The 23,353-nt window shown below is 68.3% G+C and carries 28 protein-coding genes; 16 read left to right on the top strand and 12 right to left on the bottom strand.

The features are described 5' to 3' along the window. Window positions 1-134: 134 nt before the first annotated feature. From ABEA10_RS20895 to ABEA10_RS20860, 8 genes are all read left to right on the top strand, one after another. Entirely contained in the window at window positions 135-830 is a 696-nt protein-coding gene (locus tag ABEA10_RS20895; protein ID WP_345466260.1) for a response regulator transcription factor, read from the top strand. Next, window positions 823-1,953, top strand: a complete 1,131-nt coding sequence (locus ABEA10_RS20890; RefSeq protein WP_345466258.1) for a sensor histidine kinase — start codon at window positions 823-825, stop codon at window positions 1,951-1,953. Before ABEA10_RS20895 ends, ABEA10_RS20890 begins: the two co-directional genes overlap by 8 nt. A gap of 185 nt (window positions 1,954-2,138) precedes the next feature. Next, complete coding sequence (locus ABEA10_RS20885; RefSeq protein WP_345466256.1) at window positions 2,139-3,449, top strand: tetratricopeptide repeat protein; 1,311 nt, start codon at window positions 2,139-2,141, stop codon at window positions 3,447-3,449. A 35-nt stretch (window positions 3,450-3,484) separates the two neighbouring features. Continuing rightward, a complete protein-coding gene (locus ABEA10_RS20880; protein WP_345466254.1) occupies window positions 3,485-3,979 on the top strand; it encodes a hypothetical protein in 495 nt (164 codons plus the stop codon). Next, on the top strand, window positions 3,966-5,138 hold the full coding sequence (locus tag ABEA10_RS20875; RefSeq protein ID WP_345466252.1) for an efflux RND transporter periplasmic adaptor subunit: 1,173 nt from the start codon (window positions 3,966-3,968) through the stop codon (window positions 5,136-5,138). Before ABEA10_RS20880 ends, ABEA10_RS20875 begins: the two co-directional genes overlap by 14 nt. Beyond that, entirely contained in the window at window positions 5,135-5,836 is a 702-nt protein-coding gene (locus ABEA10_RS20870) for an ABC transporter ATP-binding protein (RefSeq protein WP_345466250.1), read from the top strand. Before ABEA10_RS20875 ends, ABEA10_RS20870 begins: the two co-directional genes overlap by 4 nt. Further along, window positions 5,833-7,035 (top strand): ABC transporter permease, encoded by a 1,203-nt coding sequence (locus tag ABEA10_RS20865; RefSeq protein WP_345466248.1) that lies wholly within the window; start codon window positions 5,833-5,835, stop codon window positions 7,033-7,035. The genes ABEA10_RS20870 and ABEA10_RS20865 overlap by 4 nt, the downstream gene beginning before the upstream one ends. Window positions 7,036-7,232: 197 nt before the next feature. Beyond that, window positions 7,233-8,357 (top strand): chitinase, encoded by a 1,125-nt coding sequence (locus ABEA10_RS20860; RefSeq protein WP_345466246.1) that lies wholly within the window; start codon window positions 7,233-7,235, stop codon window positions 8,355-8,357. Window positions 8,358-8,475: 118 nt separating this feature from the next. Here the strand turns inward: ABEA10_RS20860 and ABEA10_RS20855 are convergent, their stop codons facing one another. Both ABEA10_RS20855 and ABEA10_RS20850 read right to left on the bottom strand, forming a co-directional pair. Next, complete coding sequence (locus ABEA10_RS20855) at window positions 8,476-9,006, bottom strand: hypothetical protein (protein WP_345466244.1); 531 nt, start codon at window positions 9,004-9,006, stop codon at window positions 8,476-8,478. A gap of 476 nt (window positions 9,007-9,482) precedes the next feature. After that, window positions 9,483-10,223, bottom strand: coding sequence for an SDR family oxidoreductase (locus tag ABEA10_RS20850; RefSeq protein WP_345466242.1), 741 nt, complete (start codon window positions 10,221-10,223; stop codon window positions 9,483-9,485). A gap of 26 nt (window positions 10,224-10,249) precedes the next feature. Here ABEA10_RS20850 and ABEA10_RS20845 point away from each other — a divergent pair, with 26 nt between their 5' ends. The 4 genes from ABEA10_RS20845 to ABEA10_RS20830 all read left to right on the top strand — a co-directional run bounded on the left by ABEA10_RS20845 (window position 10,250) and on the right by ABEA10_RS20830 (window position 13,107). Further along, a complete protein-coding gene (locus tag ABEA10_RS20845) occupies window positions 10,250-10,852 on the top strand; it encodes a TetR/AcrR family transcriptional regulator (protein ID WP_345466240.1) in 603 nt (200 codons plus the stop codon). A gap of 40 nt (window positions 10,853-10,892) precedes the next feature. Then, a complete protein-coding gene (locus ABEA10_RS20840; protein ID WP_345466238.1) occupies window positions 10,893-11,693 on the top strand; it encodes a hypothetical protein in 801 nt (266 codons plus the stop codon). Between the two features lie 9 nt (window positions 11,694-11,702). Continuing rightward, on the top strand, window positions 11,703-12,413 hold the full coding sequence (locus ABEA10_RS20835) for a class I SAM-dependent methyltransferase (protein WP_345466235.1): 711 nt from the start codon (window positions 11,703-11,705) through the stop codon (window positions 12,411-12,413). 112 nt (window positions 12,414-12,525) lie between these two features. Then, window positions 12,526-13,107 (top strand): hypothetical protein, encoded by a 582-nt coding sequence (locus tag ABEA10_RS20830; RefSeq protein ID WP_345466233.1) that lies wholly within the window; start codon window positions 12,526-12,528, stop codon window positions 13,105-13,107. Between the two features lie 58 nt (window positions 13,108-13,165). On the opposite strand, the gene ABEA10_RS20825 is transcribed toward ABEA10_RS20830, so the two are convergent. Continuing rightward, window positions 13,166-13,414 (bottom strand): hypothetical protein, encoded by a 249-nt coding sequence (locus ABEA10_RS20825; protein WP_345466230.1) that lies wholly within the window; start codon window positions 13,412-13,414, stop codon window positions 13,166-13,168. 170 nt (window positions 13,415-13,584) lie between these two features. Between ABEA10_RS20825 and ABEA10_RS20820 the strand changes: the two genes are divergently transcribed. Then, window positions 13,585-14,856: an MFS transporter gene (locus tag ABEA10_RS20820; protein ID WP_345466228.1), complete on the top strand. Its 1,272-nt coding sequence runs from the start codon at window positions 13,585-13,587 to the stop codon at window positions 14,854-14,856. A 58-nt stretch (window positions 14,857-14,914) separates the two neighbouring features. On the opposite strand, the gene ABEA10_RS20815 is transcribed toward ABEA10_RS20820, so the two are convergent. The 3 genes from ABEA10_RS20815 to ABEA10_RS20805 form a co-directional block, all read right to left on the bottom strand. Next, window positions 14,915-15,337, bottom strand: coding sequence for a MerR family transcriptional regulator (locus ABEA10_RS20815; protein WP_345466226.1), 423 nt, complete (start codon window positions 15,335-15,337; stop codon window positions 14,915-14,917). A 107-nt stretch (window positions 15,338-15,444) separates the two neighbouring features. Beyond that, entirely contained in the window at window positions 15,445-15,912 is a 468-nt protein-coding gene (locus ABEA10_RS51210; protein WP_425550933.1) for a hypothetical protein, read from the bottom strand. After that, a complete protein-coding gene (locus tag ABEA10_RS20805) occupies window positions 15,846-16,418 on the bottom strand; it encodes a CGNR zinc finger domain-containing protein (RefSeq protein WP_345466224.1) in 573 nt (190 codons plus the stop codon). Before ABEA10_RS20805 ends, ABEA10_RS51210 begins: the two co-directional genes overlap by 67 nt. 192 nt (window positions 16,419-16,610) lie before the next feature. Here ABEA10_RS20805 and ABEA10_RS20800 point away from each other — a divergent pair, with 192 nt between their 5' ends. Next, window positions 16,611-17,780 (top strand): epoxide hydrolase family protein, encoded by a 1,170-nt coding sequence (locus ABEA10_RS20800; protein WP_345466222.1) that lies wholly within the window; start codon window positions 16,611-16,613, stop codon window positions 17,778-17,780. Window positions 17,781-17,817: 37 nt separating this feature from the next. On the opposite strand, the gene ABEA10_RS20795 is transcribed toward ABEA10_RS20800, so the two are convergent. Further along, entirely contained in the window at window positions 17,818-17,994 is a 177-nt protein-coding gene (locus tag ABEA10_RS20795) for a hypothetical protein (protein ID WP_345466219.1), read from the bottom strand. Continuing rightward, a complete protein-coding gene (locus ABEA10_RS20790) occupies window positions 17,981-19,336 on the bottom strand; it encodes a DHA2 family efflux MFS transporter permease subunit (RefSeq protein ID WP_345466217.1) in 1,356 nt (451 codons plus the stop codon). Before ABEA10_RS20790 ends, ABEA10_RS20795 begins: the two co-directional genes overlap by 14 nt. Window positions 19,337-19,339: 3 nt before the next feature. Here ABEA10_RS20790 and ABEA10_RS20785 point away from each other — a divergent pair, with 3 nt between their 5' ends. Further along, window positions 19,340-19,780: an ArsR/SmtB family transcription factor gene (locus ABEA10_RS20785; RefSeq protein WP_345466215.1), complete on the top strand. Its 441-nt coding sequence runs from the start codon at window positions 19,340-19,342 to the stop codon at window positions 19,778-19,780. Between the two features lie 163 nt (window positions 19,781-19,943). On the opposite strand, the gene ABEA10_RS20780 is transcribed toward ABEA10_RS20785, so the two are convergent. After that, complete coding sequence (locus ABEA10_RS20780; protein ID WP_345466212.1) at window positions 19,944-20,810, bottom strand: alpha/beta fold hydrolase; 867 nt, start codon at window positions 20,808-20,810, stop codon at window positions 19,944-19,946. Window positions 20,811-20,915: 105 nt separating this feature from the next. On the opposite strand from ABEA10_RS20780, the gene ABEA10_RS20775 reads away from it, so the two are divergent. Continuing rightward, window positions 20,916-21,536 carry a TetR family transcriptional regulator gene (locus ABEA10_RS20775; RefSeq protein ID WP_345466209.1) on the top strand — a complete coding sequence of 207 codons (621 nt, stop codon included), beginning with the start codon at window positions 20,916-20,918 and terminating at the stop codon, window positions 21,534-21,536. A gap of 191 nt (window positions 21,537-21,727) precedes the next feature. On the opposite strand, the gene ABEA10_RS20770 is transcribed toward ABEA10_RS20775, so the two are convergent. Genes ABEA10_RS20770 through ABEA10_RS20760 form a run of 3 tightly spaced genes read right to left on the bottom strand, consistent with a single transcriptional unit; the run spans window position 21,728 to window position 23,209 of the window. Beyond that, entirely contained in the window at window positions 21,728-22,255 is a 528-nt protein-coding gene (locus ABEA10_RS20770) for a PaaI family thioesterase (protein WP_345466207.1), read from the bottom strand. Between the two features lie 58 nt (window positions 22,256-22,313). Continuing rightward, window positions 22,314-22,982 carry an organomercurial lyase gene (gene merB, locus ABEA10_RS20765; protein WP_345466205.1) on the bottom strand — a complete coding sequence of 223 codons (669 nt, stop codon included), beginning with the start codon at window positions 22,980-22,982 and terminating at the stop codon, window positions 22,314-22,316. 47 nt (window positions 22,983-23,029) lie between these two features. Next, entirely contained in the window at window positions 23,030-23,209 is a 180-nt protein-coding gene (locus ABEA10_RS20760) for a LysE family transporter (RefSeq protein WP_345466203.1), read from the bottom strand. Between the last annotated feature and the right edge of the window lie 144 nt (window positions 23,210-23,353).

The following is a 23,353-nucleotide window of genomic DNA, read 5'->3' as shown; positions in this document are numbered from 1 at the left end:
AACATGAATGATAACCTCGGATGTCGCGACCGACCGGTGTCATCAGGGCCGATCGGGGCATCGCGGTCACCGTGCCGGGGGCCGTGTCGGGTTTGCATATGCCGGCGATATGTCGTGCTGTCTAGCCTTCGGGCATGCGCGTGCTGATCGTGGAGGACGAGCCCTACCTGGCCGAAGCCGTACGTGATGGCCTGCGGCTGGAGGCGATCGCCGCCGACATCGCCGGCGACGGCGACTCCGCCCTGGCACTGCTCGGCGTCAACTCCTATGACCTGGCGGTCCTCGACCGCGACATCCCCGGCCCCTCCGGCGACGAGATCGCCCGGCGGATCGTCGCCTCCGGCAGCGGCATCCCGATCCTCATGCTCACCGCCGCCGACCGGATCGATGACAAGGCTTCGGGGTTCGAGCTCGGCGCCGATGACTACCTCACCAAACCGTTCGAGCTTCGCGAGCTCGTCATGCGGCTGCGGGCGCTGGACCGCAGGCGCGCGCACGCCCGGCCCCCGGTCCGCGAGATCGCGGGCCTGCGGCTGGACCCCTTTCGCCGGGAGGTGTTCCGCGACGGACGCTATGTCGCGCTCACCCGCAAGCAGTTCGCCGTGCTCGACGTCCTCGTCGCCGCCCAAGGCGGTGTCGTCAGCGCCGAGGAGCTCCTGGAGCGGGCCTGGGACCAGAACGCCGACCCCTTCACCAACGCCGTCCGCATCACCGTCTCGGCACTGCGCAAACGACTCGGCGAACCATGGCTCATCGCCACGGTGCCCGGCGTCGGCTACCGGATCGACACCGGCATGGACACCACCCGCCCCGGCGGCACTCATGAATAGGCGACCAGGGCTCAGCGCCCGGGTGAAGCTCACCATCAGCTACGCCGGATTCCTCCTCCTCGCCGGCGCTCTCCTGCTGGCCGTGGTGTGGGTGTTCGTGCTGCGCCACGTACCCGACGACGACCCCAAAACCATCCGGAGGACGTTCGGCGGCGTGATCATCGTGGCGGCCAACCGCTCCGACCTCCTGCGCGGCTTCGTCCCCGCCGCGGCCGCGACACTGGCCTTCCTCCTGGTGTTCGGCCTCCTGGGAGGATGGATCCTCGCCGGCCGGATGCTCGCTCCGCTCACACAGGTCGCGGACGCGGCACGGATGGCCGCGAACGGATCACTGTCGCACCGGATCCGTATGGCGGGCCCCGAAGACGAGTTCCGCGAACTCGCCGACGTGTTCGACACCATGCTCGAACAGCTCGAATCCCACGTCGCCGAGCAGCAGCGATTCGCCGCGAACGCCTCCCATGAGCTGCGCACCCCGCTGGCGATCTCCCAGACGCTCTTGGACGTCGCCCGCAAGGACCCGGGGCGGGATCAGGGCGAGCTCATCGAACGCCTCCACACCGTCAACACGCGGGCGATCGACCTCACCGAGGCCCTCCTGCTGCTCAGCCGCAGCGACCGCGGGGTCTTCACCCGTGAGCCCGTCGACCTCTCCCTCATCGCCGAAGAAGCCACCGAAACGCTGCTTCCCCTCGCCGAACAGCGCCAGATCACGCTGGAGGTCACCGGCGGGACGGCGAAGACCGCCGGCTCCGGGGCGCTCCTCCTGCGGATGGTGACGAACCTCGTCCAGAACGCCGTCGTCCACAACCTCCCCACCGGCGGCACCGTGACGATCCACACCGAATCCCGGCACGACGCGAGCGTGCTGCGGGTCGAGAACACCGGCCATCCGCTGCCACCGGAACTGGTACCGACCCTCACCGAACCCTTCCAACGCGGAACCGAACGCAGACGCACCGACGAGCACGCCGGCGTCGGCCTCGGGCTGGCCATCGTGCACAGCATCGTCCGAGCGCACGACGGGACCCTCGACCTCACACCCCGTCCCACCGGCGGTCTCCTCGTCACCATTCGCCTTCCCGGCACGCCGCAGGCATCGTCCCCGAACCGGGCCCACTGAGTCCGGTTTTTTCAGGGACTCCTTGACGCCCGGGATTCGAGGAATCGCGTGTATCGCGGGCATATCGAAAATCGCATACGCCACCGCAACACTCTTCGGTCTTGAGTGGAGGCATGGACGACAGCAGTCCATGCCGCGGGCATGGTGCCCCGGCTTCGGAATGTGATCGGAAAAAGGGGAAGGCCGTGGCCGATGACCGAGAATGGGACCGGCGTTCGCTGCTCCGGGGCGCCGCCGTGGTGGCCGGTGCCGCCGCGACCGTGCCGCTGCTGGGAAAGGCGGCCACGGCGCAGGCCGGCAGCAGTGACGCGGACGCGCTGTTCAAGGCCGGGAAGTTCGAGCAGGCCGGCCGCGCGTATGAGGAGATCCTGAAACAGGACCCCACGAACCTGAACGCGGCCCGTCGGCGCGGCTATGTAGGGCTACTGGCCAACAAGTTTCCCGAGGCCGAGAAGTATTTCACGATGGCCCTTGAAATCGCGCCCGGCGACAAGGAAACCAACCAGCTTCTGGGCGACTTCTACATGCGGCAGGATGAATTCTCCCTCTCCGTACCCCGCTGGAAGGCGGCCGGCAAGGAGACCTACGCCAAATGGTTCGCGGCGGTCAGCGGCGAGGCGTATCGGATTCACGGCGACATCGCGCACGTGCCATGGCAGCAGATGGACCCGGAACCGCTGGTGGAGGCCTCGGTCAACGGCGGACCGGCCAAGCGCTTCACGTTCTACACCGGCGAGCCGTGGCTGGGCATGTCCACGGAAGTAGCCGAGGAGGCCGGGTTGAGCGCCGTGGCCGAGCAACGGATCGACTACCTCGACGGCACCAAGGTGCAGTACTTCGGGGTGCTGGAGTCCTTCAAGCTGGGCGACATCGAACTGCGCAACATCCCCGTGTCGTGGTCGGACTCCGACCCGGCCACGCCCGGAGGGCCCAGCGACGGCATGATCGGCACGTGGGTCTTCTACCACTTCCTGACCACCTTCGACTACGCGGGCCGGTCGCTGATCCTGCGTCGCCGGACTCCGGAAACGGCCAAGAAGGCACGCGCTGACGCCGAACGGGCGGGCGCCAAGCCCCTGCCGCTGTGGCTGGCTCGTGAGCACATGCTGCACAGCAGGGGCAGCATCGCCGGCTCCGGCCCACGGGTGGTGGGCGTGAACTTCGGCGGACCCGGCGAGACGGTCGCGGGCATGCACGGGGAAACGGCCGAGCAGCTGCGGATCCGCACCGACTACGACCGCCCGATCGAGACCTTCGCCCACAGCCACCCGACCGTCGCCTACCCCTGCTACCCGAAGGAGGTCCGCCTCGGCGACGCCGTCGCCGAGGAGGCCTACTGCGAAACGGACCCGAACATGCCCGTGACGCAGGCCTACGGGTTCGACGTTCCGGCCCACTTCTCCCACTGCTTCTACAAGCCCTACAACGTCACCCTCGACTTCACCGAAATGAACGTCTACATCGTCCGCGGCAAGGCCGGCCGACCGCAGAAATGACCCTTGTGCGCGATACCCCTCGGAAAGGGAAAACGGTGAACAAGTTGCTGGCCGCCTCGGCCGCCGCCCTCGCCCTGACCGTCGCGGGATGCGGCGGCTCCGGTGACGCGAAATCCAGCTCCTCCGGCTCGAACACCCTGGAGCAGGCGGTGAAGTACGCGCAGTGCATGCGCGAGAACGGCGTGACCGACTTCCCCGACCCCGACAAGAACGGCAGGTTCGTGATCGCGGCGGGAGGGCCGAACCGAAACTCGCCGCAGTTCAAGAAGGCGCAGCAGGCGTGCAAATCGCAGGAGCCGCCCGGGACCAAGGACGACCCCGCGCAGATCGCCAAGGCCCAGAAAGAATGGCTGAAGTTCGCCCAGTGTATGCGCAAGAACGGCATAGCGAACTTCCCCGACCCGCAGGACGGGCGCCTCAGGGTGGACAGGAGCCGGATCAACACCAAATCGCCGCAGTTCAAGAAGGCGCTGAGCGCATGCCGTGACGTGGCCGACGTGGGAGGGGGCTCCGGGAATGGCAACGGCTGAGATCGGGACTCCGGCCAGCGCCGGCGTCTCCCCTGAGACGCCGGCCCCGCGGCGGCGAAGGCGCGGGCTCCTCGGCGCCGGCGTCGCCCTCGCGCTCGTGGCCGCGGGCGGTGGCGTGGCTCTCGCCGTGACGGGCCTGTACGGCGACGACGGCAAGCCCGCCACGAGGGCCGGCGACGGCACGTCGCTGGTGGCGGTCCAAGAGGGCCCGCTGTCCTCGCAGGTCAGCCAGAGCGGGACCCTCGCGTACTCGACCCGCGCCGACGGGACCCCGTACTCGGTGGTCAACCGGGCGAGCGGGACCTACACCTGGGTACCGGCGGTGGGGACCCAGATCGACTGCGGCGAGACGCTGTACAAGGTCGGGGAGAAACCGGTGATCCTGATCTGCGGAAGCACACCCGCGTACCGGAGCCTGGCCGAGGGCGACCACGGCAAGGACGTCCAGGCGCTGAACACGACGCTGGTGAACGAGGGCTACGCCGACAAGACCGAGCTCGACCCCGATTCGCACTATTTCGGCGCGGCGACCGCGGAGGCCCTGGAAAAGCTCCAGGACAAGCGCGGCGCGGACGTGACGGGCAGGCTGAACCTCGGCCAGGCGGTGTTCCTGCCCGGCCCACTGCGGATCAGCAAGGTGACGGCCAAGAACGGCACCAGCGCGGGCTCGGGCCGTCCGATCATGGAGGCGTCGTCGAACCGGCGCGAGGTGACCGTGAAGCTCGACGCCTCCCAGCAGTCCGAGGTCAAGAAGGGCGATCGGGCGCAGATCACGCTGCCGGACAACCGGATCACGTCCGGCGTGGTCCGCCGGATCGGCACGGTCGCCACATCCTCCGGCAAGGACGACTCCGACTCCGGGGCCGCCACGCTCCCGGTCTACATCACGCTCGAGCACCCGAAGGACGCCGGCACCCTTGACCAGGCGCCGGTCCAGGTCCAGATCACCACGGACGGCGTCGAGCACGCGCTGATCGTGCCGGTGACCGCGCTCATCGGCCAGGCCGGCGGGGGATACGCGGTCGAGGTCGCGGCGGGGGACCCCGGCCAGACCCGGATCGTTCCGGTCACGCTGGGACTGTTCGACGACGCCAACGGGCAGGTGCAGGTCTCCGGGGCCCTGTCGGCCGGTGACCGAGTGGTGGTGCCGTCGACATGAGCGAGAACGTCATCGAGCTGGAGCAGGTCACCAAGACGTACGGCACGCAGCCTCCCGTCCACGCGCTGCGCGGAGTGAGCTTCACCGTACGGAGCGGGGAGCTGGTCGCGATCGTCGGCCCGTCGGGATCGGGCAAGTCCACGTTGCTGCACATCCTCGGCACGCTCGACCGGCCCAGCGGCGGCACCGTACGGATCGACGGACAGGACGTCGCGACGCTCACCGACCGCCGGCTCGCCGCCCTGCGGGCGCGCAGCATCGGCTTCGTCTTCCAGCAGTTCCACCTGTCCGAGCACGCCACCGTCCTGGAGAACGTCGCCGACGGCCTGCTGTACGGCGGCGCGAGACCCGCCGAGCGGCGCGAGCGCGCCGCCGAGGCGCTCGTCCGGGTCGGGCTGGAGGACCGGGCGGGCTTCCGTCCGGGCCAGCTCTCGGGCGGACAGCGCCAGCGCGTGGCGATCGCCCGCGCTCTGGTCGGCCGCCCGGCCATCGTGCTCGCCGACGAGCCGACCGGCAACCTCGACAGCAGGACGGGCGCGGCCATCATCGAGCTGCTGCACGAGCTCAACGCCGACGGGGCGACGATCCTCATGATCACGCACGACGGCGGGCTGGCCGCGCGGCTTCCCCGCCGGTTGCAGGTCCTCGACGGGCAGATCGTCGCCGACAGCGCGGCGCGTACAACGGAGGACGTATGAGGCTGTCCGACCAGCTGCGCGTGGCCGGTATCGGAATCCGGGCCCGCCGCCTGCGGGCCGCCCTGTCCGCGCTCGGGATAGCGATCGGCACCGCGGCGATCGTGGCCGTGCTCGGCCTGTCCGCGTCCTCCCAGGCCGGGCTGCTGAAAGAGATCGACCAGCTCGGCACGAACCTGCTGACCGCGAACACCGGCCAGTCGTTCACCGGCGGGCCGGCGCAGCTCCCGGTCGCCGCGCCGCAACGGATCTCCCACCTGCCCGACGTCGAGCACGTGGCGCACGCCGGGGCCATCGACAACACGAACGTGTACCGCAGCCCGCTGATCCCGGTGGTCGACACCAACGCGCTGAAGGTCCGGGCCGCCAGCCTCAACCTCCCCGACGTGGTCGGAACCGGCGTGGCACAGGGCCGCTGGCTGAACCCGGCGACCGAACGCCAGCCGGTCACCGTGCTCGGTGCGCTCGCGGCGCAGCGTCTCGGGATCGATCGCGTCTATCCGGGACAGCGGATCTGGCTGAAGAACCAGTGGTTCTACGTCACCGGCATCCTGAAGCCCGCGACGCTGTCGGCCGACATCGACACCAGCGCCCTGATCGGCTACCCGGCCGCCGAGCGTTACCTCAGCTACACGACCGTCGACAAGGGCAAGGCGGTGGCCGGACCGCCGACGACGGTCTACGTACGGGCCCGTACGGACAAGGTGGAGTCGGTGCAGGGAGTGCTCGCGCGGACCGCGAACCCCGAGGCGCCCGGCGACGTCGACGTCAGCCAGCCCTCCGACGCGCTCACCGCGCGGGCCGCCGCGAAGGGCGCGTTCAACAGCCTGTTCCTCGGGCTCGGGCTGGTGGCGCTGATCGTGGGCGCGGTAGGTGTCGCGAACATCATGATCATCTCGGTGCTGGAACGCCGATCGGAGATCGGCCTGCGCCGGGCGCTCGGTGCGACCCGGGGACAGATCCGCACCCAGTTCCTGTCCGAAGCGGTCATGCTCGCGTTGCTCGGCGGGGTGGCCGGAGTCGCGGCCGGAGCGCTGACCACCGCGATCTACGCGAACACGAAAGGCTGGGCGGTGGTCATCCCGGCCGAGGCGTGGGCCGGCGGGATCGGCGCCGCGATCGTGATCGGTGCGATCGCCGGCCTGCTACCGGCCTTGCGAGCCGCCCGTCTTTCCCCCACGGAGGCGCTGCGCACGCTCTGACCGCCCAAGCGCCCGGCCACCTGAGACGCGCGTGACGACCATCGGCCATGGCGGGGAGCCGGCGGGTTTAGCGCGCGTTCAGGTCGTCCTTAAGTGCGCCTTAGGACCGGCCTCCGGCGGGTCCGGGCGCCGTACGGTCGTACCGCCCTGCAGGCGCAACTCCGCGAAACCCCCGCCTTTTCAAGGAGGAATCCGTCATGAGAGCGCACCGAGCACGGCGCCGTCGTCATCGGCCGGCCCTGTGGGCCACGAGCGGTCTGGCCGCCGTCGTCGGCGCCGGTGGAGTCGCCCTCCTCGCCACCGGCGCCGGACCGGCCGAGACGGCGTACAGCGCGTCCTACCAGCAGCCCGCCGCGCGGCACGGCGGCCATCCCGCCCGGCACAAGCGGGCCGTGACCACCACCACGGCCACGCTCTCCCGTGACGCGGCGTCGAGCGGCTTCGCCCCGTACGTCGACGTCGGCCTGTACCCGCCGTACGACCTGGTGGACGCGGCGAAGCGGACCGGCGTCAAGACGTTCAACCTGGCGTTCGTCGTCTCCGGCGGTGGTTGCGTGCCCAAGTGGGGCGGCTCGCAGGAACTGGGCGACAACGAGGTGGCCAAGAAGATCAACGACCTGCGTGCGGCAGGCGGCGACGTGCGGGTCTCCTTCGGCGGCGCGAACGGCGTGGAACTCGCCCAGGCGTGTTCGAGCGCCGCGGACCTTGCCGCCGCGTACAAGAAGGTGGTCGACACCTTCGATCTGACGAAGGTCGACTTCGACGTCGAAGGCGCCGCGATCGCCGACAAGGCCGCGAACGACCGGCGAGCCGAGGCCATCGCGACGCTGCAGAAGCAGGTCAGTGGACTCGAGGTCTCACTCACCCTGCCGGTGCTGCCCAGCGGGCTCACCCAGGACGGGGTGAACGTGGTCTCGGGTGCCAAGGCCAAGGGCGTCGAGGTCTCGGCGGTGAACATCATGGCCATGGACTACGGCGACGGTCAGGCGCCGAACCCGGACGGCAGGATGGGCGACTACGCCGTTCAGGCGGCCACCTCCACGGAGAAGCAGGTCGAGCAGGCCCTCGGTGTCGGCGATGCCTGGAGCAGGATCGCCATCACTCCGATGATCGGCGTCAACGACACCAGCACCGAGGTCTTCCGGCCGGCCGACGCGACCAAGGTGGCCGCGTTCGCCAAGGAGAAGAACCTGGCCTGGACGTCGATGTGGTCCGCGACGCGCGACAAGCCCTGCCCCGGCGGCCCGCAGAGCACCGCCAGCCCGACGTGCAGCAGCATCGACCAGCAGGCGGACGCCTTCGCCAAGGCGTTCACCGGCTGAGAACCGCCACGGCGGTACCCCTCCTTCCCCGGGGCGCCGACCTAGGCCGACGAACCCCCTGGAGGATCCGGGCTCGCCGACGAGGCTCCTTCAGGGGGACCGGCCTGCTTCCGGAGCTTCACGGGGCGGGTGCCAGGCGCCGCCTGGCCGCGGCGCCGACGTGGTGGCGGGTCACCGTCGCGATCTCGTGCCAGAACGGCCGGGCGGTCAGGTACGTGCCGAGCACGGACAGAATGCCCAGGCAGACGTCCACGCTGAGCCGCCCCTGCTTCGCCCAGTAGACGTCCCGCAGGTCCAGCAGCAGGGCGAACTCATCGGTGATCAACGCGGTGCCGGCGCCGTACGCGGCGGCGATCGCGGGGTGCCCCACGGCCCGTTCGTCACCGCGCACCGCGATCAGGCCGACGCCGGCGAGCGTGGCGATGCCGAGGTTGTAGTGGTGCAGATGCCGGCCGCCCGTCGAGATGTTCCCCCAGGGCAGCCACCCGCCCCGGATGCCGTGTGTGATCAACCGGACGGTGCCCCAGGTGGTACCGAAGGAGATCCACATCGCCAGGAGAGACCGCTTCGTGGGGTCGAGGTGCCGGTCCGCCGACTCGCGCCACCGATCGACGAGGGCCGGCCGGCCATGTTCCGGTTCCGTACCCATGCCCGGGCCGCGTTGCGATGACAGGGCCTTTGATCCCATGGTCACCTCACCTACTGGTCCGCACGCCTCCCGCGCCTGCTCACCACTCCTGCTATTTCGATGGTAGGCAAGCCCGGGTCAATCGGTGATGGTCGTCCTCTTCGGCCGGCGGCGATCAGGCGTCGGGGTCGGTCGGCCCGTTGAGGACCCGGCTGACGGTGCCGGCCGGCCGCCGCAGCAGGGACTGGGCGAGTCCGACGACCGTTCGCTCCCGCCCGCACAGATAGGAGATGAAGGCCGGGCCCCTTGTTGGCCGGCAGCAGTACGAGCTGTTCGTACACGAGGCGGAACGTCCGTACGGCAACCCCGCGATCGGCGGGATCGGGCGCGCTCAGGAGATCGCCGCGCAGCCGCCACAGCAGATCGAAGGCTTCCTGGTGGTCGGCCGGCACCGGACTCCGCGCCAGTATCTGCCTCGCCGAAGGTGTGTCGGGAGATCATCCCTGGCGAGTCGGTCGGATGGTCAGGTCCCCGATCTCGACGTCGTCGGGTTGGTCGATCACGAAGGCGATCGCCCGGGCCACCGCCAGGGGATCGATTCCGAGTTCGGCCATGTTCCGCCGGGCCTGTTCGCGTACGGCCGGATCGTCGACGGCGTTGTCGATGAGCTCGGTGCGGACGTAGCCCGGGGAGATCGACGTCGTCCGCAGCACCCCGTCGGTGCTCTCCTGCCGCAGGCCCTCCAGGAGGGTCCGTACCGCGTTCTTCGTCCCGGCGTACACCGCCTGGGTGGGGACGATCTTCAGGCCGGAGGTCGAGACCACGGTGACGAGGTGACCACCGCCCTGACGGCGGAACACCGGCAGGGCCGCGGCGATCCCGTGCAGGATCCCCTTGACGTTCACGTCGACCATCGCCGACCAGCCCTCGACGTCCAGGTCGGCGATGGAGCTGATCCGGCTGACCCCGGCGTTGCCCACCAGGACGTCCAGCCGGCCGAAGCGCTCGACGGCGACGGTGACGAGCTTGTGGAGGTCGTCGGGGTCGGTGACGTCCACGCGTGTGGCGACCGCCTCGCCGCCGGCGGCTTCGATCTCGGCGACCAGCCGGTCCAGCCGGTCGGTGCGGCGGGCGCCGAGGACGACGGCCGCACCGAGTGAGGAGAGGTGGCGAGCCGTCGCCTCACCGATTCCGCTGCTGGCGCCGGTGATGGCGACGACCTTGCTGTCTATGGTCATGAAGATCCTCTGGCTAAAATGGACACATGTCCGGTTACTCCGACCACCTTAGCGGACATGTGTCCGGTTCTGCCCAGGGCGGCGGAACACGGCGCGCGGACGCACAGCGCAACCGCGAACGGATCCTTCAAGCGGCGCGCGATCTCGTGCACGAGCCGGGAGAGCTGAAGCTCAACGCGGTCGCGAAGGCCTGCGGCATCGGGCAGGGCACGCTCTACCGGCACTTCCCGACACGTGAGGACCTCCTCGCCGAGGTGTACCGCCGTGACGTGGAAGAGCTGGTCGCCGCGGCTCCGCGGCTGCTGGCGAGTCATCGGCCGCTGGACGCGTTGGCGGCGTGGTTCGACCGGGTGGCCGCCTACGCCCGGGTCAAGCGCGATGTGTTCGCCGCCGTCGAGGCGGCGACGTGGCGTGACCTCGCCGCCCACAGCCTCGGCCCGATCGGTGAGGCGGTGGAACTGCTGCTGGCCGCCGGTCGCTCGGACGGCAGCGTCCGCGCCGACGCCGAAGCCCGAGACGTCATCGTGCTCATCAGCTGGTTGTCGCGACTGGACGACGCCGAACTCGACGCGCGAGGACCGCGGTTGCTGTCGATCCTCGTCGACGGCCTCCGCGCACATCGCCCCTGATCGCGGTGTCTCGATGCCGTCCCGGGGATACGTTTCTCAGATGGGTACGGATGAGGTCGAACCGCAGTTGTTGCCCAACCGGTTCGCGGACGCCGTCGGGTCAATGTCAGGCGGGCCTGACCGGGATCGGTGCCGCTGCGTTGGCCATTCGATCGCGACCCGGCCGGCGACCGTTTCCTTTCACGGGGACCGGCAGGACACCGAGGCGCCGGGTTGGCGGCATCTGCTGGCGCTGATCGATGAGGCGGCCGCAGACGGGCGGACGGTGTTCAAACCGTTCGTGGAAATGAGCGCCCTGGAGCGACGGCAGATCGTCACGCTGCCGCCCACGATCGCGAAGCTGACCGCCGTTACACATCTCGTGCTCTACGGTACGAACCTGGTGCGCATTCCGCCCGAGATCGGAGCCATGACGAGCCTTGAGATCTTCGAGCCCTACACCTCGCACCGGTTGCATTGGTACCCGTACGAACTGACCCGGTGCGTAAGGCTCGCCGACAGCACGGTGAGCACGCGGGTCCTGTACGGCAACTTCAAGTTCCGGCCACCGTTTCCGGCACTGCGGCCCGTGACCGACGCGGGGGATGCGGATTTCGCCGCGCTCGACCCAGCCGTGTGGGGTGCCGACGCGGTACGGAACTGCAGTGTCTGCGGCGGGCCGGTCGACCATGAGCTGCGTCAGGTGTGGATTTCTTGCCTGGTCGGCACCGACGTGCTCCCGCTCCTGGTGAACGCGTGCTCCGCGGCGTGTGTGGCGGCGCTTCCGGAGCCGCATCGCGATTACCCGCCGACGCCGCACACCGGCGGCCCGGACATCGCGCAGCCCGGCAGCAGATACTGAGGCAGCGGCATGGAAATTCCGCGCGGCATGCCGATGAGATTGTTGGACGACGCCGCCCTGGAGAGTTCTTCGGTGGTGGCGAACTGCGTGATGAATCGTGAGCGGTCGCTCAGCGGTTCGAACGGTTATGGCCGTGAGCTCGGCGTGGACATCATCGCGGAACTCACCGGCCGTGCGAGGGCGGGCGTACGGTGGCTGGACGTGTGCTGTGGAAGCGGGCGCGCGCCGGCAGAGGCCGCCCGGCTCCTGGCCGGCCGGGACACGGCGGGGCGGGTGGAGATCGTCGGGCTGGACCTGGTGGACCACTTCGCGGCGGGTTTCTTCCCGCCGGCATTGCAGCTGGTCACCGGTTCGGTGACCGAGTGGGTGCCCGACGGCCGGTTCGACCTGATCACGTGCGTGCATGGGTTGCACTACGTTGGCGACAAACTCGGCGCGCTGACGCGTATAGCCTCCTGGCTCGCCGACAACGGGCTGTTCGTCGCCAATTTCGACGTCCGTTCGGTCCGCTCCGCGGATGGAAGACCGGCCGGCCGTCGGCTCACGGCCGAACTGCGCCGGCAAGGGTTCGTCTACGATTCTGCTCGCCGCCGGATCTCCCGTCATGGCGGTGCGAAGATCCGGCTCCCCTACCGTTATCTCGGGGCCGATGACCAAGCCGGCCCGAATTACACCGGCCAGCCCGCCGTCGATTCTTTCTACGAACCATTCAGCCATTGACCGGTCATGCCGAACGACCACCATGGCCCTCGACGACCCTGCACACCGACGTGCCGCACTTCTGTCCCGAAGTCCTGCCGTATCGGCGTCCGAGCTCGGCTAGGTTGGCCGCGTGGACATCCAGGTTCTGGAAGGTCGGCTCGTCGAGGTGCCGACTTCGGAGGCCACCGGCATGGACCGCCGGGCCTTCGGGGAATTCGTCGGCCCTCGGGGCGAACTGGCCTCGTACGCGTTCGGCTGGACCACGGGGTCGGAGCCGCACGTCGCTCGGCTGTCGATTGGAATCGGCGTCGGCAATCCCGGCGGCGGCACGTTCCACGCTGTGGTGTTCGAGCACGAGGACGGCCACGCGTTCTCGCTCATCGACGAGCCGTACGAGCAGGTGCCACAGGGCGGACCGGACCTGACGGCGGACCAGGCACGCGCCCACGAGGATCTGCCGTTCGTATGGTGGGTCGCGGACCACGTCATGGAGCGCGATCGACGCGCGCGGTGGATGCGGCACTGGCTCCTGGGCACCCGCTGCATCCAGACCGTCGAGGTCTTCGAGCTTCGTGAGCCCGTCCTGCTCATAGGTAACGACGCCGACGACGGCCTTTGGCAGCTCATCGGCACCACGGACGCCGGCGACGGTGCGGTCGGGCACCTCCACCACTCCGTGGACGAAGATCCGACGTTGGTCGATGCGGATTGACCGGCTCGACCTCAGAGACGGCGTTCATAGGCGATCGCGAACGTTGCCTAATGCGACACTAGATTCCACTCCTGTCGTACAGCGCGGCGCAGACGATGAGCCCGACCGAAGCCGTGACGAGCACGTAGTGCGCCGTCGCCCACCACCATCCGACCCACTTTTTGACCGTGGCGACGAGGAGAGGTGCGACAGAAATCGCGGAAATGAAAAGCGACAGAATGCCTATTGGCATTCCGCAAGGATTGCGGTTACTTCCATCGCTCGGGTGCAATGAACGCCAGTAACCGACATAAAGCATATAGATCATAAACGCGGACAGTATTGCATGGACATGTAGCTCGACGTCAAGAGTCTTGACGTCGAGCTTGTGGCGAGTGCAGGATACCTCCGATCTCTTGACGTCAAGATTTTTGATGCGGATCGGGGGCGGCCATGGGGCGCAGGGGAAAGGGACCTCGGCGGCGCGGAGACGGTCTCGTGGCTCAGCTGCGTCATCCGCCCGGTGGCCGTGACGCGCGGATCATGCTGGGTGCGCAGTTCGTCGATCGGGCGGGGACCGGGGTGTGGGCCGCGTCCTCGGTTCTGTACTTCGCGTTCGTGGCTCGGCTGAACGCCGGGCAGATCGGTCTGATGCTGGGTATCGCCGGGATGGCGGGCATCGTTGGATCGCCCCTGGCGGGTCGACTCGCCGGGCGGTTCCCGTTGCGGCCCCTGCTCGTCGGCTGCCACCTGATGCGTCTCGGAGTCCTCTGCCTGTTGCCGTTCTCCGGCGCCTTCGCCGTACTGCTGCCCGCGGTCGCCGTCATGTACGTGGGGGACGGCGCGGCGAAGATGCTGGAGATGCTGTTCGCGACCGAGGTGGCAGGGGAGCGGCGCTCGACGTTCCGTGCCCTGTCGAGGAGTGCCGTGAACGCCGCGTACGCACTGGGCGCGGGCATCGCCGCGCTGGGGCTCGCCGTGGGAACCACCGGCGCCTACCGCGCCTTGATCGGAGTGAACGCGCTGTCGTTCCTCGTCGCGGCGGCCATGGTGTGGCGCACCCGGGAGCCCCTCGGTGCGGCGCGTTCGGCCTCGCGACCCGCCCGTACGACGGCGATGGTCCCGCGGAGCCCCTGGCGGGACAGGGGCTACCTGCTGTTCGTGCTGCTCGACACCCCGATGAACCTGGACGACTCGATCCTCAAGGTGGGGCTGCCGCTGTGGCTCGTGAACCGTACGGCCGCGCCGCACGCGCTTGTCCCGGCCTTCCTTGTGATCAACACGGTGCTGGTCGTGGCCCTGCAGATGCGGGTGTCGGCGAGGACCGAGGGCCCGCGCCGCGCGGCGCGGGTTCTGACGCTGTACGGACTGACGCTGCTGACGAGCTGTGCGGTCATGGCGGCGGTCGTCGGGGCGGGGCCGTGGGCCGCCTCGGCCGGGCTGCTCGCCGCGGCGGCACTGATCACGCTGGCCGAGCTGGCCCGTTCGGTGAGCTCCTGGGAGCTGGCGGTCTCGCTCGCACCCCGGGAGGCGCGGGCGGCGTACCTCGGCGTGGCCGGAATGGCCCAGTCCGTCCAGCGGTCCGCCGGGCCTCCGCTGCTGACCGGGGCGGTACTGCCCCTCGGGCCGGTCGGCTGGCTGTCCCTCGGCGCCGTGGTCACCGGGCTGTCGCTGGTGCAGCGGCGTGCCTGCGAGCGGCGACTTAACGCCCTGCGACTCTGTGGTCCCGGCGAGCCGTCACGGAAGCCGGCGGTGGGCACATCCGCGTGAGGACCGGAGACGGCGGGTCGGCCTGTTGTCTTTGGGCAGGCGCTGGAGACGGCGGCGATCAACCGGACGCCCTGCGCCGGGCGGGTAGATGCTGTTCGATGTCGCGGAGGAAGTCCGGGCAGTTCCAGATGGGTGTCGCCGGACAGCCCGCGGCGTGGCGGAGCCGGTCCCGGGCCGCGGTGAGCCGGGCGATGCTGACGTCGAGTTCGTCGGCCTTGGCGCGGAGACTGTCGCGCAGTTGCCGATCCTGGTCGCTGGCACCGTCCAGGAGTTTGGCCAGTTCATCGAGGCGGAAGCCGGCCTGCGTGGCCGCGGCGATCGTGGCGAGCCGGTCGATGATCTGAGGGTCATAGAGGCGCCGTTGCCCATGGCGGCCGGCGGAAGTGATCAGGCCGAGCTTCTCGTAGTAGCGCAGGGTCGAGGCCGCGAAGCCGGTGCGCTTCACGACGTCGCCGATGTCGATCAGGGGTGATTCCGCCATTTGACTTGACCTAAAGTCGACTTCAATTGCGAGCCTGCATCGTATGACGAACCCTCGTTACCGACCCCGACGGCTACCTTGCGTCGAGCGGTTTGCCGTCAGGCGGTTCACAGCAGCCGTCTTTGCACGACATCGGCGATGACCGTGGTCACGACCTTGTTCACAGCGTCGGCACCCGACGGGGTGCCCTCTCGCGACGGTGCCGGTCCCAGGAGGCCCGGCAGTTCCAGGCCGCCGGCTGCACGGTGCTCGGCGTCTATCCCGACGCGCGGACGGGGGGCGAGGTTGAGGTGGCGACCTTCGAGGCGTGGGACCCTGCCGGCCGGGTGTTCGGCGCGGTCGTCGCAGACCACGGCTTTTAAGGTGTCGCGTACGCGCGGCGGCCGGTGGCCGGTGGGGCCCGGCTGGGCGGGCTCGGCGTCGATATCGACCGGCAGAATGGATGGCCCGGCCGGTGCGGTGGTGAACAGGACGTTGGCGGTAGCGGGCTCCGTGCCGAGGGCAACGATTACATTGCTGGTGGGCTTTTGCGCTGGTTGGCATTGAAGCGCGCTTTCTTCTGACGATTCCCGCACGTGTTCATGTCACACCATTTGCGGGTGCGACTTTGGCTCGTGTCGAAGAAGGCGGCTTGGCAGGTCGGCGATGCGCACAAGGCCAATTTTCCGTCTCGTTCGCCTGCGATGATGCTGATCGCGTCGGCGGCGATCACGCCTAGGGCATCTTCTACGCAGGAAGCCGAGCTGAGTTGCCATCGCCGGTCGCCCTCGGGCGTCAGGATGGCCGCGGCCCGGCCCTGAGTGCTGCAGTCATTGATGACCTGGACGGCAGACGCAGGGAGAGCGTCTTGGGTCGCGGCCGCTGTCGCGGCGGCGTGAATTGCTTCCCTCAGTTCCCAAGCGCGTTCGAGCTGGGCGGTGGTGCAGGACTCCACGGCGAGGCCGTTCACCGTCAGCCAGTCGACGAGTCGGTGCGGCGTGGGAATGCGCTCCACGGCGTTGCCGCGACGCTCCGTCAGAGTCCCCGTGAAGCTGGTCGCCAGCACGCTACCGAGGCGGAAGTCGGGGAACCGAGCACGCATGGAACCACCTTAGCCGGTTGTACACCGGCATCGAGACATGTTAGAACCGTCTTAGCCGGTTCTAGACAGGCCTAAGCCGGTTCCACGATGAGCAGGAGGTCTCATGACCACGCATCGGTGCGTCGCCGACGCTGCGCCCGGCACCGACCGTGGCGTTGTCACCACGACAGCCCACTCCGGCGGCAACGCCTCATGAACCGTCTGACCAGCGACGTGCAAGCATTCGAAGCCCACGCAACCGACGCTGACCTCGACGACCTGCGCGCGCGACTTGTCGCGGCGCGGCTGCCGGAAGCCGAGACGGTCCATCGCGCAGCGCCCGGTCCTCGCCGATGGGAACAGGGCGTACCCCGCGCCGACCTCGTCGATGTCGTGAACTACTGGCGCACCGGATACAACTGGCGGTCGTTCGAAGCGCGCCTCAACCGGATCGGCCAGTTCCGTACGACCATTGATGATCTGGGAATCCACTTCCTGCACCGCCGATCAGCGCGCGCGGACGCCACTCCTCTGATCTTGACGCACGGCTGGCCGGGCAGCATCGCTGAGTTCATCGATGTAGTAGACGAACTGGCAGATCCGAAAGACGCAGACACGCCGGCGTTCCACGTCGTGGTCCCGTCGTTGCCAGGCTTCGGCTACAGCGACAAGCCGACCACCACCGGGTGGGGAACCGAAAAGATCGCGGCCGCATGGGTGGAACTGATGGAAAGGCTCGGCTACAGCAAGTTCGTGGCCCACGGCGGCGACTGGGGAGGCGTGATCACCACGATCCTCGCCGGCAGGTTCCCGGCGCACGTTCTCGGCATCCACACAACGCTCGCGCAGGCACCGCCCGGGCTGACAACGGACGGGCTGACGGCGACCGAGCGCAAATGGACCGAGGACACCCGCGATTTCTGGCGCCACCGCGCGGCGTACGCGAAGCAGCAGGCGACCCGACCGCAGACCATCGGCTACTCGCTCGTCGACTCACCGGTCGGGCTTCTCGCCTGGATCCTTGACAAGTTCGCTGAGTGGACGGATACCGAAGATAGCCCGTTCGAGACGATTTCCAGAGACCGCATTCTTGACGACGTCACCCTGTATTGGCTGACGCGGACCGGCGCATCGTCAGCCCGCATTTACTACGAAAGCCACAACTCGCTCGACCCCGAACTTCGGGTCGACGTCCCGTCGGCAATCAGCATGTATCCCCGCGACATCGAGAAGTGTCCGCGTCCCTGGGCACAGGAGCGGTACCGACAGATCGTCCGATGGAGGTCGCCCGAAACCGGGGGACATTTCCCGTCGCTGGAGGTTCCCGAGTACTTCATCAAGGATCTGCAAGAAGGCCTCGCGGCAGTGCTGGCCGCCAACTGACCTCGACCTCGTGATCTGCGCAGATCCAAAAGGGGACCTACAGCCCGATGGCTCCGTCGATCCGTTCGCGGAGCAGGTCGGCCGGGGCGAGCCTTCCGGCCCGGGCCCGGTCGAACTGGGCGTCGATGTACGCGCTCACGTCGCCGGCTCGGGGAACCCAGGTGAACGTACGCGCTGCGGTCCTCCTCGGCTGCCGCGCCCTATGTCGTCGCATCTGGTTTTCCGCGGTGTCGTGGGAGGGCCAGGGCGGGGATGACGGCGATGGCGGTGAGGGCGAGCGTCCACCAGAAGGCGTTGTCGAACGCGGTGGCTCTACCCGCGAGCCCTCCGGTGCGGTGGGCGGTGAGTTCGGCTTGGATGATCATGGCCGTGATCGCTGCGCCGAAGGAGCCGCCGACTTGTTGGGCGATGCGAGTAGCGGCGCTGGCGTGGGGTATCTGCTCGCGTCGGAGCCCGATATAGGCGGTCGCCATGAGGAGGATGGTCACCGCACCGAATCCGGCGCCTCTGACGAGGAGGCTGAGGCCGAGCAGGATGTCGTTGGTGTGAGTGCCGGCCTGGGTGTAGGCGGCGGTGCCGATGACCATGAGCAGGAGCCCGCCGAGCACGACGGGCCGGGAGCCGACGCGGTCGGTGAGCTTGCCCGCTTTGGTCCTGGTGAGCAGCATCCCGAGTCCTTGCGGGGCGAGGAGGAGCCCGGCGTCGAGCGCGGTCTTGCCGCGCAGGGCCTGGTAGTAGAGCGGCAGAAGCAACAGGGCGCCATAGAGGGCGACGCCGGAGACGAACAGCAGCACCGTCGATGCCGCGAAGGTGCGAACCTTGAACAACCGCATGTCGACGAGCGCCGGCCGTGAGGTGCGCAACGCGTGAAAGACGAAGACGGCAAGGAGCGCGACGCCGGCGGTAAGGGGGACGACGACAACGAGGTGGTCGAAGCCGGCGTGGATGCCGACTTCGGTGAACCCGAAAATGATGGCGGCCAGCGCCGGTGAGAGTAGGAAGAGGCCGGTGAGGTCCAAGTAGGCGTTCTTGCGTCCGGTGCCTGGCTCCAGGCCGCGCCAGGCGAGGACGAGGCCGACGACCGCGATGGGCACGTTGATCCAGAACACCCATCGCCACGACAGATCCGCGACGATCACGCCTCCGATGACCGGCCCGAGGATCGGTCCGAGCACGCCGGGAAGGCTGAGCGCGGCCGCGACCCGACCGAGGTTGCGGCCCCCGGACGCCCGGACCAGCACGTTGGCCAGGATCGGATAGAGCAGTCCACCGGCCAGGCCTTGGAGCGCCCGGAAGATGATGAGGGCGTCCATGTTCCACGCCAGGCTCGCAAGGATCGAGCCGGCCATGAACAAGGCCAGGGCGCTTTGCCACGCCGCTTTTGCCCCGAAGCGTTCCATCGCCCATCCGGCGATGGGCACCGCCATGCCAAGCGCGAGCAAATAGCCGTTGATCGTCCACTGAGCAGCTGATACCGACGAGTGCAGGCCGTGGGCCAGAGCGTCGATGGCGACGTTGACGATGCCGCCACCAGCCAATTCAAGGCGCTGGGCCACCCGATGCGGCACCGGCTACTGGCCGCCCTCGCCGGAGGGGAGGCGACCATCAGTCAACTCGCCGTGGCGCTGGACAGTAACAAGGGCAACGTCGCGCACCACCTGAAGGTGCTCGCCGACGCCGGGCTGGTCGAGCTTGCGGGGACACAGCGGGTCCGCGGCGGCACCGAGCAGTACTACCGGCGCACCATGTCCGGCCCGGATGTCAGCCAAGCCGTGCCCGCCGAGGAAGAGTCCAGCGCCTTCGCCGCGGCGGAGCCCGGCGTTTTTCTAGCGCTGCGGACGCTCAGACTGACCCCTCGGCACGCCGAGCGGCTCACGACGATCCTCCGCGACCTGGCCGGCCAGCCGGACGATGCGGACGGCCGGCCCTACAGCGTGATCCTCGGTCTGTACCAGCTCGACCAGACCCTCCCGCCCGGCACAGGTGCGACCAGCGCCTGATCCAGGGGCAGCCGCCTTGTGATCCTCCAACTGCGCACCAGTAGGTGCCAAGTCGTGGAGGTCCACTTCTCCTCGGGAGCCTCGCTCCGACGACCCCAAGTCGCCGCAGTGCCTTAGTGGCGATATCCGTGCGTGTACTCGAGGTAAGGCGGTTTGGCCTCGGTCAGCTTCGGTCGGCGGTGGCCCAATGGCGACGGATGTGCGAGGAGAGTTCGTCGGCGCGCTCATGAGGGAAGAAGAGCTTTCCGTCGGCGATCTCTACCAGGTCACGTGCGCCGGGGATGGTGTCGTACAACCAGTGCGCCCACTTCAAGTCGAAGAACTCATCGTCGGTCGCCCAGGCGATCAGTGTCGGTACGCGCAGAGCACGCAGAGCCGGCTCGGCGGCGAGCAGGTCATCCGGCCCCAGCCCGGCGATCAGTGCCTGGAAGCGTGCCGCGGCCTCCGGAGTGCCGATGACCGGTTTGAGGAACGCGTCAATCAACTCCGCGCTCAAGAACTGCGGGTCCTGGTAGCCGGTGGCGAAGAACGCCCGGGCGGCGGCGGGGTCAGTGAGGATCGCCGGAGCCGCCGCCGCGAGTTGGCCGGCGCGAGCCGCCTCCACGGTGGCAGCCATCGCGGCCGGTGGGATGTTGTCACGCGTCTCGCAGTTGGTCAGGGTCAGCGTGCGTACCAGTTCGGGATGGCGGGCAGCGAAGATCTGGGCGACCGCACCACCGGTGTCGTGGCCGACCAGGTCGACCTGGCCGAGACGCGCGCCCGCGCAGACCTCGGCGAGCGTGTCGGCGAACGCGCCGACCGTGAGTTGGTGTTCGGGTGCGGCCAGGCTCTGCCCATGGAGCGGGAGGTCGATGGCGACGCAGCGTCGCGTGTCGGCAAGCAGCGGAATCAGGTTGTGCCAGACGTAGGCGTTGGTCGCGATCCCGTGCACGAACAGCGCCGCCGGACCGGTGCCGATCTCGACATAACTCACCTCGCCGGACTGGGTGCGTACGGTGTGGCGGTAGTCGTCGAACCCGGTCAGGAACATCGGTTGCCCTCCGTGATCGTAGAGTGAACGGCGATAACACCAAGAAACCGACCGTTGGTCTGGAGGTTATTAAACCGACTGTCGGTTTGGCAACTGGAGGAGAGTGTGGATCGACGCGTTGACCGGGGGCAGGCGACCCGGCAACACCTGGTCGAGGTGGCGACGGAGTTGTTCGCCGACCGAGGCTATGAGGGCACTTCGATCGAGGCCGTCCTGGAGCATGCTGGAGTAAGTCGCGGATCGCTATATCACCACTTCGCGAGCAAAGACCGCCTGTTCGAGGCGGTTGTGGAGGCAGTCCATGCGCAGGTCGGTGAAGCCACCCTCGCCGCTGCCACAGCCAGCGGGGAGACCGAGGCTTGCAGCCTGCTCAAGGCGGCGGAGATGGCCTGGATCCGCCTCGCCGGCGACGCGGTCGTACGCCGAATATTGCTGATCGACGCGCCGACCGTGCTGGGCTGGCGTCGCTGGCGCGGCATCGAAGAGCAGTACGGCCTGGGCATGCTCAAGACCGTTCTGCAGCAGGCCGCGGATGCCGGTCGTGTGCCAGCGCCGCTTGTCGAACCGTTCGCGCACATCCTGCTGGCCGCCGGCAACGAGATGGCACTGGTCATCGCCCTGGCCGACGACGTGCCCGCCGCCCAGACCACTGCCGAGGCCGCCGTCGAGGAGTTTCTCAATCGCATGTTGCAGCCGACCGAACCCCAGAAGAACACCGACACCTAGACCAGGACGCGGACGGCGACAGCCCATTGGCCACCGTCGCATGCCGGCCCGGTGGCCAGGACCGTTCGCAAAGGTTCACTCGTGTCGTGCTTGATCTGCTCGTCCAGGGCCTGTCGGCGGGCAACTTCAGAGCCGTCAGGCCACCGGCCGTGAGGGCGAGAGCCATGGCCAGTGTGTAACAAGCTGAACAATTAATCGGACAGCGTGGTGACGGCCATCATGGTCGCCTGCATGAGAGCGACAACCTTTCTCGACCCATCTGCGGCGACGCCGAACACCTCGCCGCGACACGTTGTAAGTGTGCGGCCATTGCGCAGCACGGAACCGACGGCGATGAACTTTTCTTGGGTCGCCGGCGCGACCAGGGAGACTGAGAAGTCGACGGTCAGCACGTCGCGGTCCAGTGGGAACACGGTTAGGGCGGCGAACCCGCACGCCGAGTCGACGAGGGTCGTGATGGCGCCGGCGTGGATGAAGCCGTGCTGCTGGCACAGGTCGGCGCGTCGGGCAAGCTCCAACTCGGCGCGTCCGGGCGCCAGGCCCAACAGCTTGATCTCCAAGGTGGACAGCATGGACTGGCTGGCGATGGTCGCGCGGACGCGTCGATCGATCACCGGGTCCAGCTTCCCGTTTGGTGATTCGAACTCAACGCCAGAACCCAGCCGTTCTGGAGGCGGGTTCTGATCGGCAGCGTCGACGTATTCTGGGTCGAGAGTCAACGTGATTCTCCTGCTCGGACCTCATTCGGTCTTATTGAGCCTTGAACGTGGTGCGTGGTCAGCCGGGTAGGCCCCAGAACGGGCCGGTCAATCCTGCCTGAGCGAAGTAGGCTGCCGCCGTCTTCGGTTCGCGGCGAACGTAGCCTTGGTCGAGGCGACCGTCGTACCAACCGGAGGCCAACCGCCAGAGCGTCGTCAGGTCCATCACGTAGCCCAGCGGCTCGGCGGTCCGGCTCCGCCAGGTGTCAACGCACTGCTCATTGCAGAAGATCCGCTGATGACTGCAGGTACGGACGACGTCGTCCCACATGCGTGCGACCGGGGTGAGGAAGTGTGCGACCTGATCGCCGGGCGGGGGTGCCTGGTTCGTGACGGTCCACGCCAGCGCTGCCCCGCAGCCTGGGCAATTGGTCGCCACCAGCACCTGCGGGTCGTCGGGTAGCAGGTGCGGCAGCGCGAACGAGTCCCATGCGCAACCACCCCACCACAGCGTTCGCTGTCCCATCACAGAGAAACCCAGAGGGATCGACGCGAACGGATGCGCCATCAAAATCCGCTCGCCGGACGAGTCGAGGGCGAGGTGGTGTTCCTCGTGCAGTGCCTGCAACCCCGCGTCGACCGCAGCAATCGGCAGCCCTGTCGTTCTTGCCAACTCGCTGCGTGACGGCGGGCGCCCGGTTGTGGCGAACGATCGGTAGACCGCAAGTCGCAGCTGCTCCGTATCCATGGATACCCAATCTGAACAGGTGTCGAGATCAACCGGATGGTCCTTGTTCAGCGCTGCTCTGTCGCCAGCCTGACACCGAGTGCGAGGAGTACGGCGCCGGTCACCGCGTCGAGGGCACGGCGTACCGCCGAGCGGCGCAGCAGGTCACCCATCTTGGCGATGGCCACCGCGCAGCCGGCAAGCCACAGGAACGTCATCGAGCAGAACACCAGCCCGAGCAGTGTCAACGCTGACCGTCACGGCCGTGTCCGGCCCGGGAGTCACAATGACCAAGGCTGACACGCCGAGGAATGTAAGGAACGAAGCGATCATGGCTGATCATCGCAACGGCGCCGGCGGACCGCCCGGGGCACCCATCCGCCCCTGCACGA

Origin of the sequence: Actinoallomurus oryzae, assembly GCF_039541955.1 — a bacterium.
In the GTDB taxonomy this organism is placed as follows: Bacteria; Actinomycetota; Actinomycetes; order Streptosporangiales; family Streptosporangiaceae; genus Actinoallomurus; species Actinoallomurus oryzae.
Note: the sequence above shows the minus strand (reverse complement) of the source record. Positions and strands in the feature narration are given on the sequence as shown.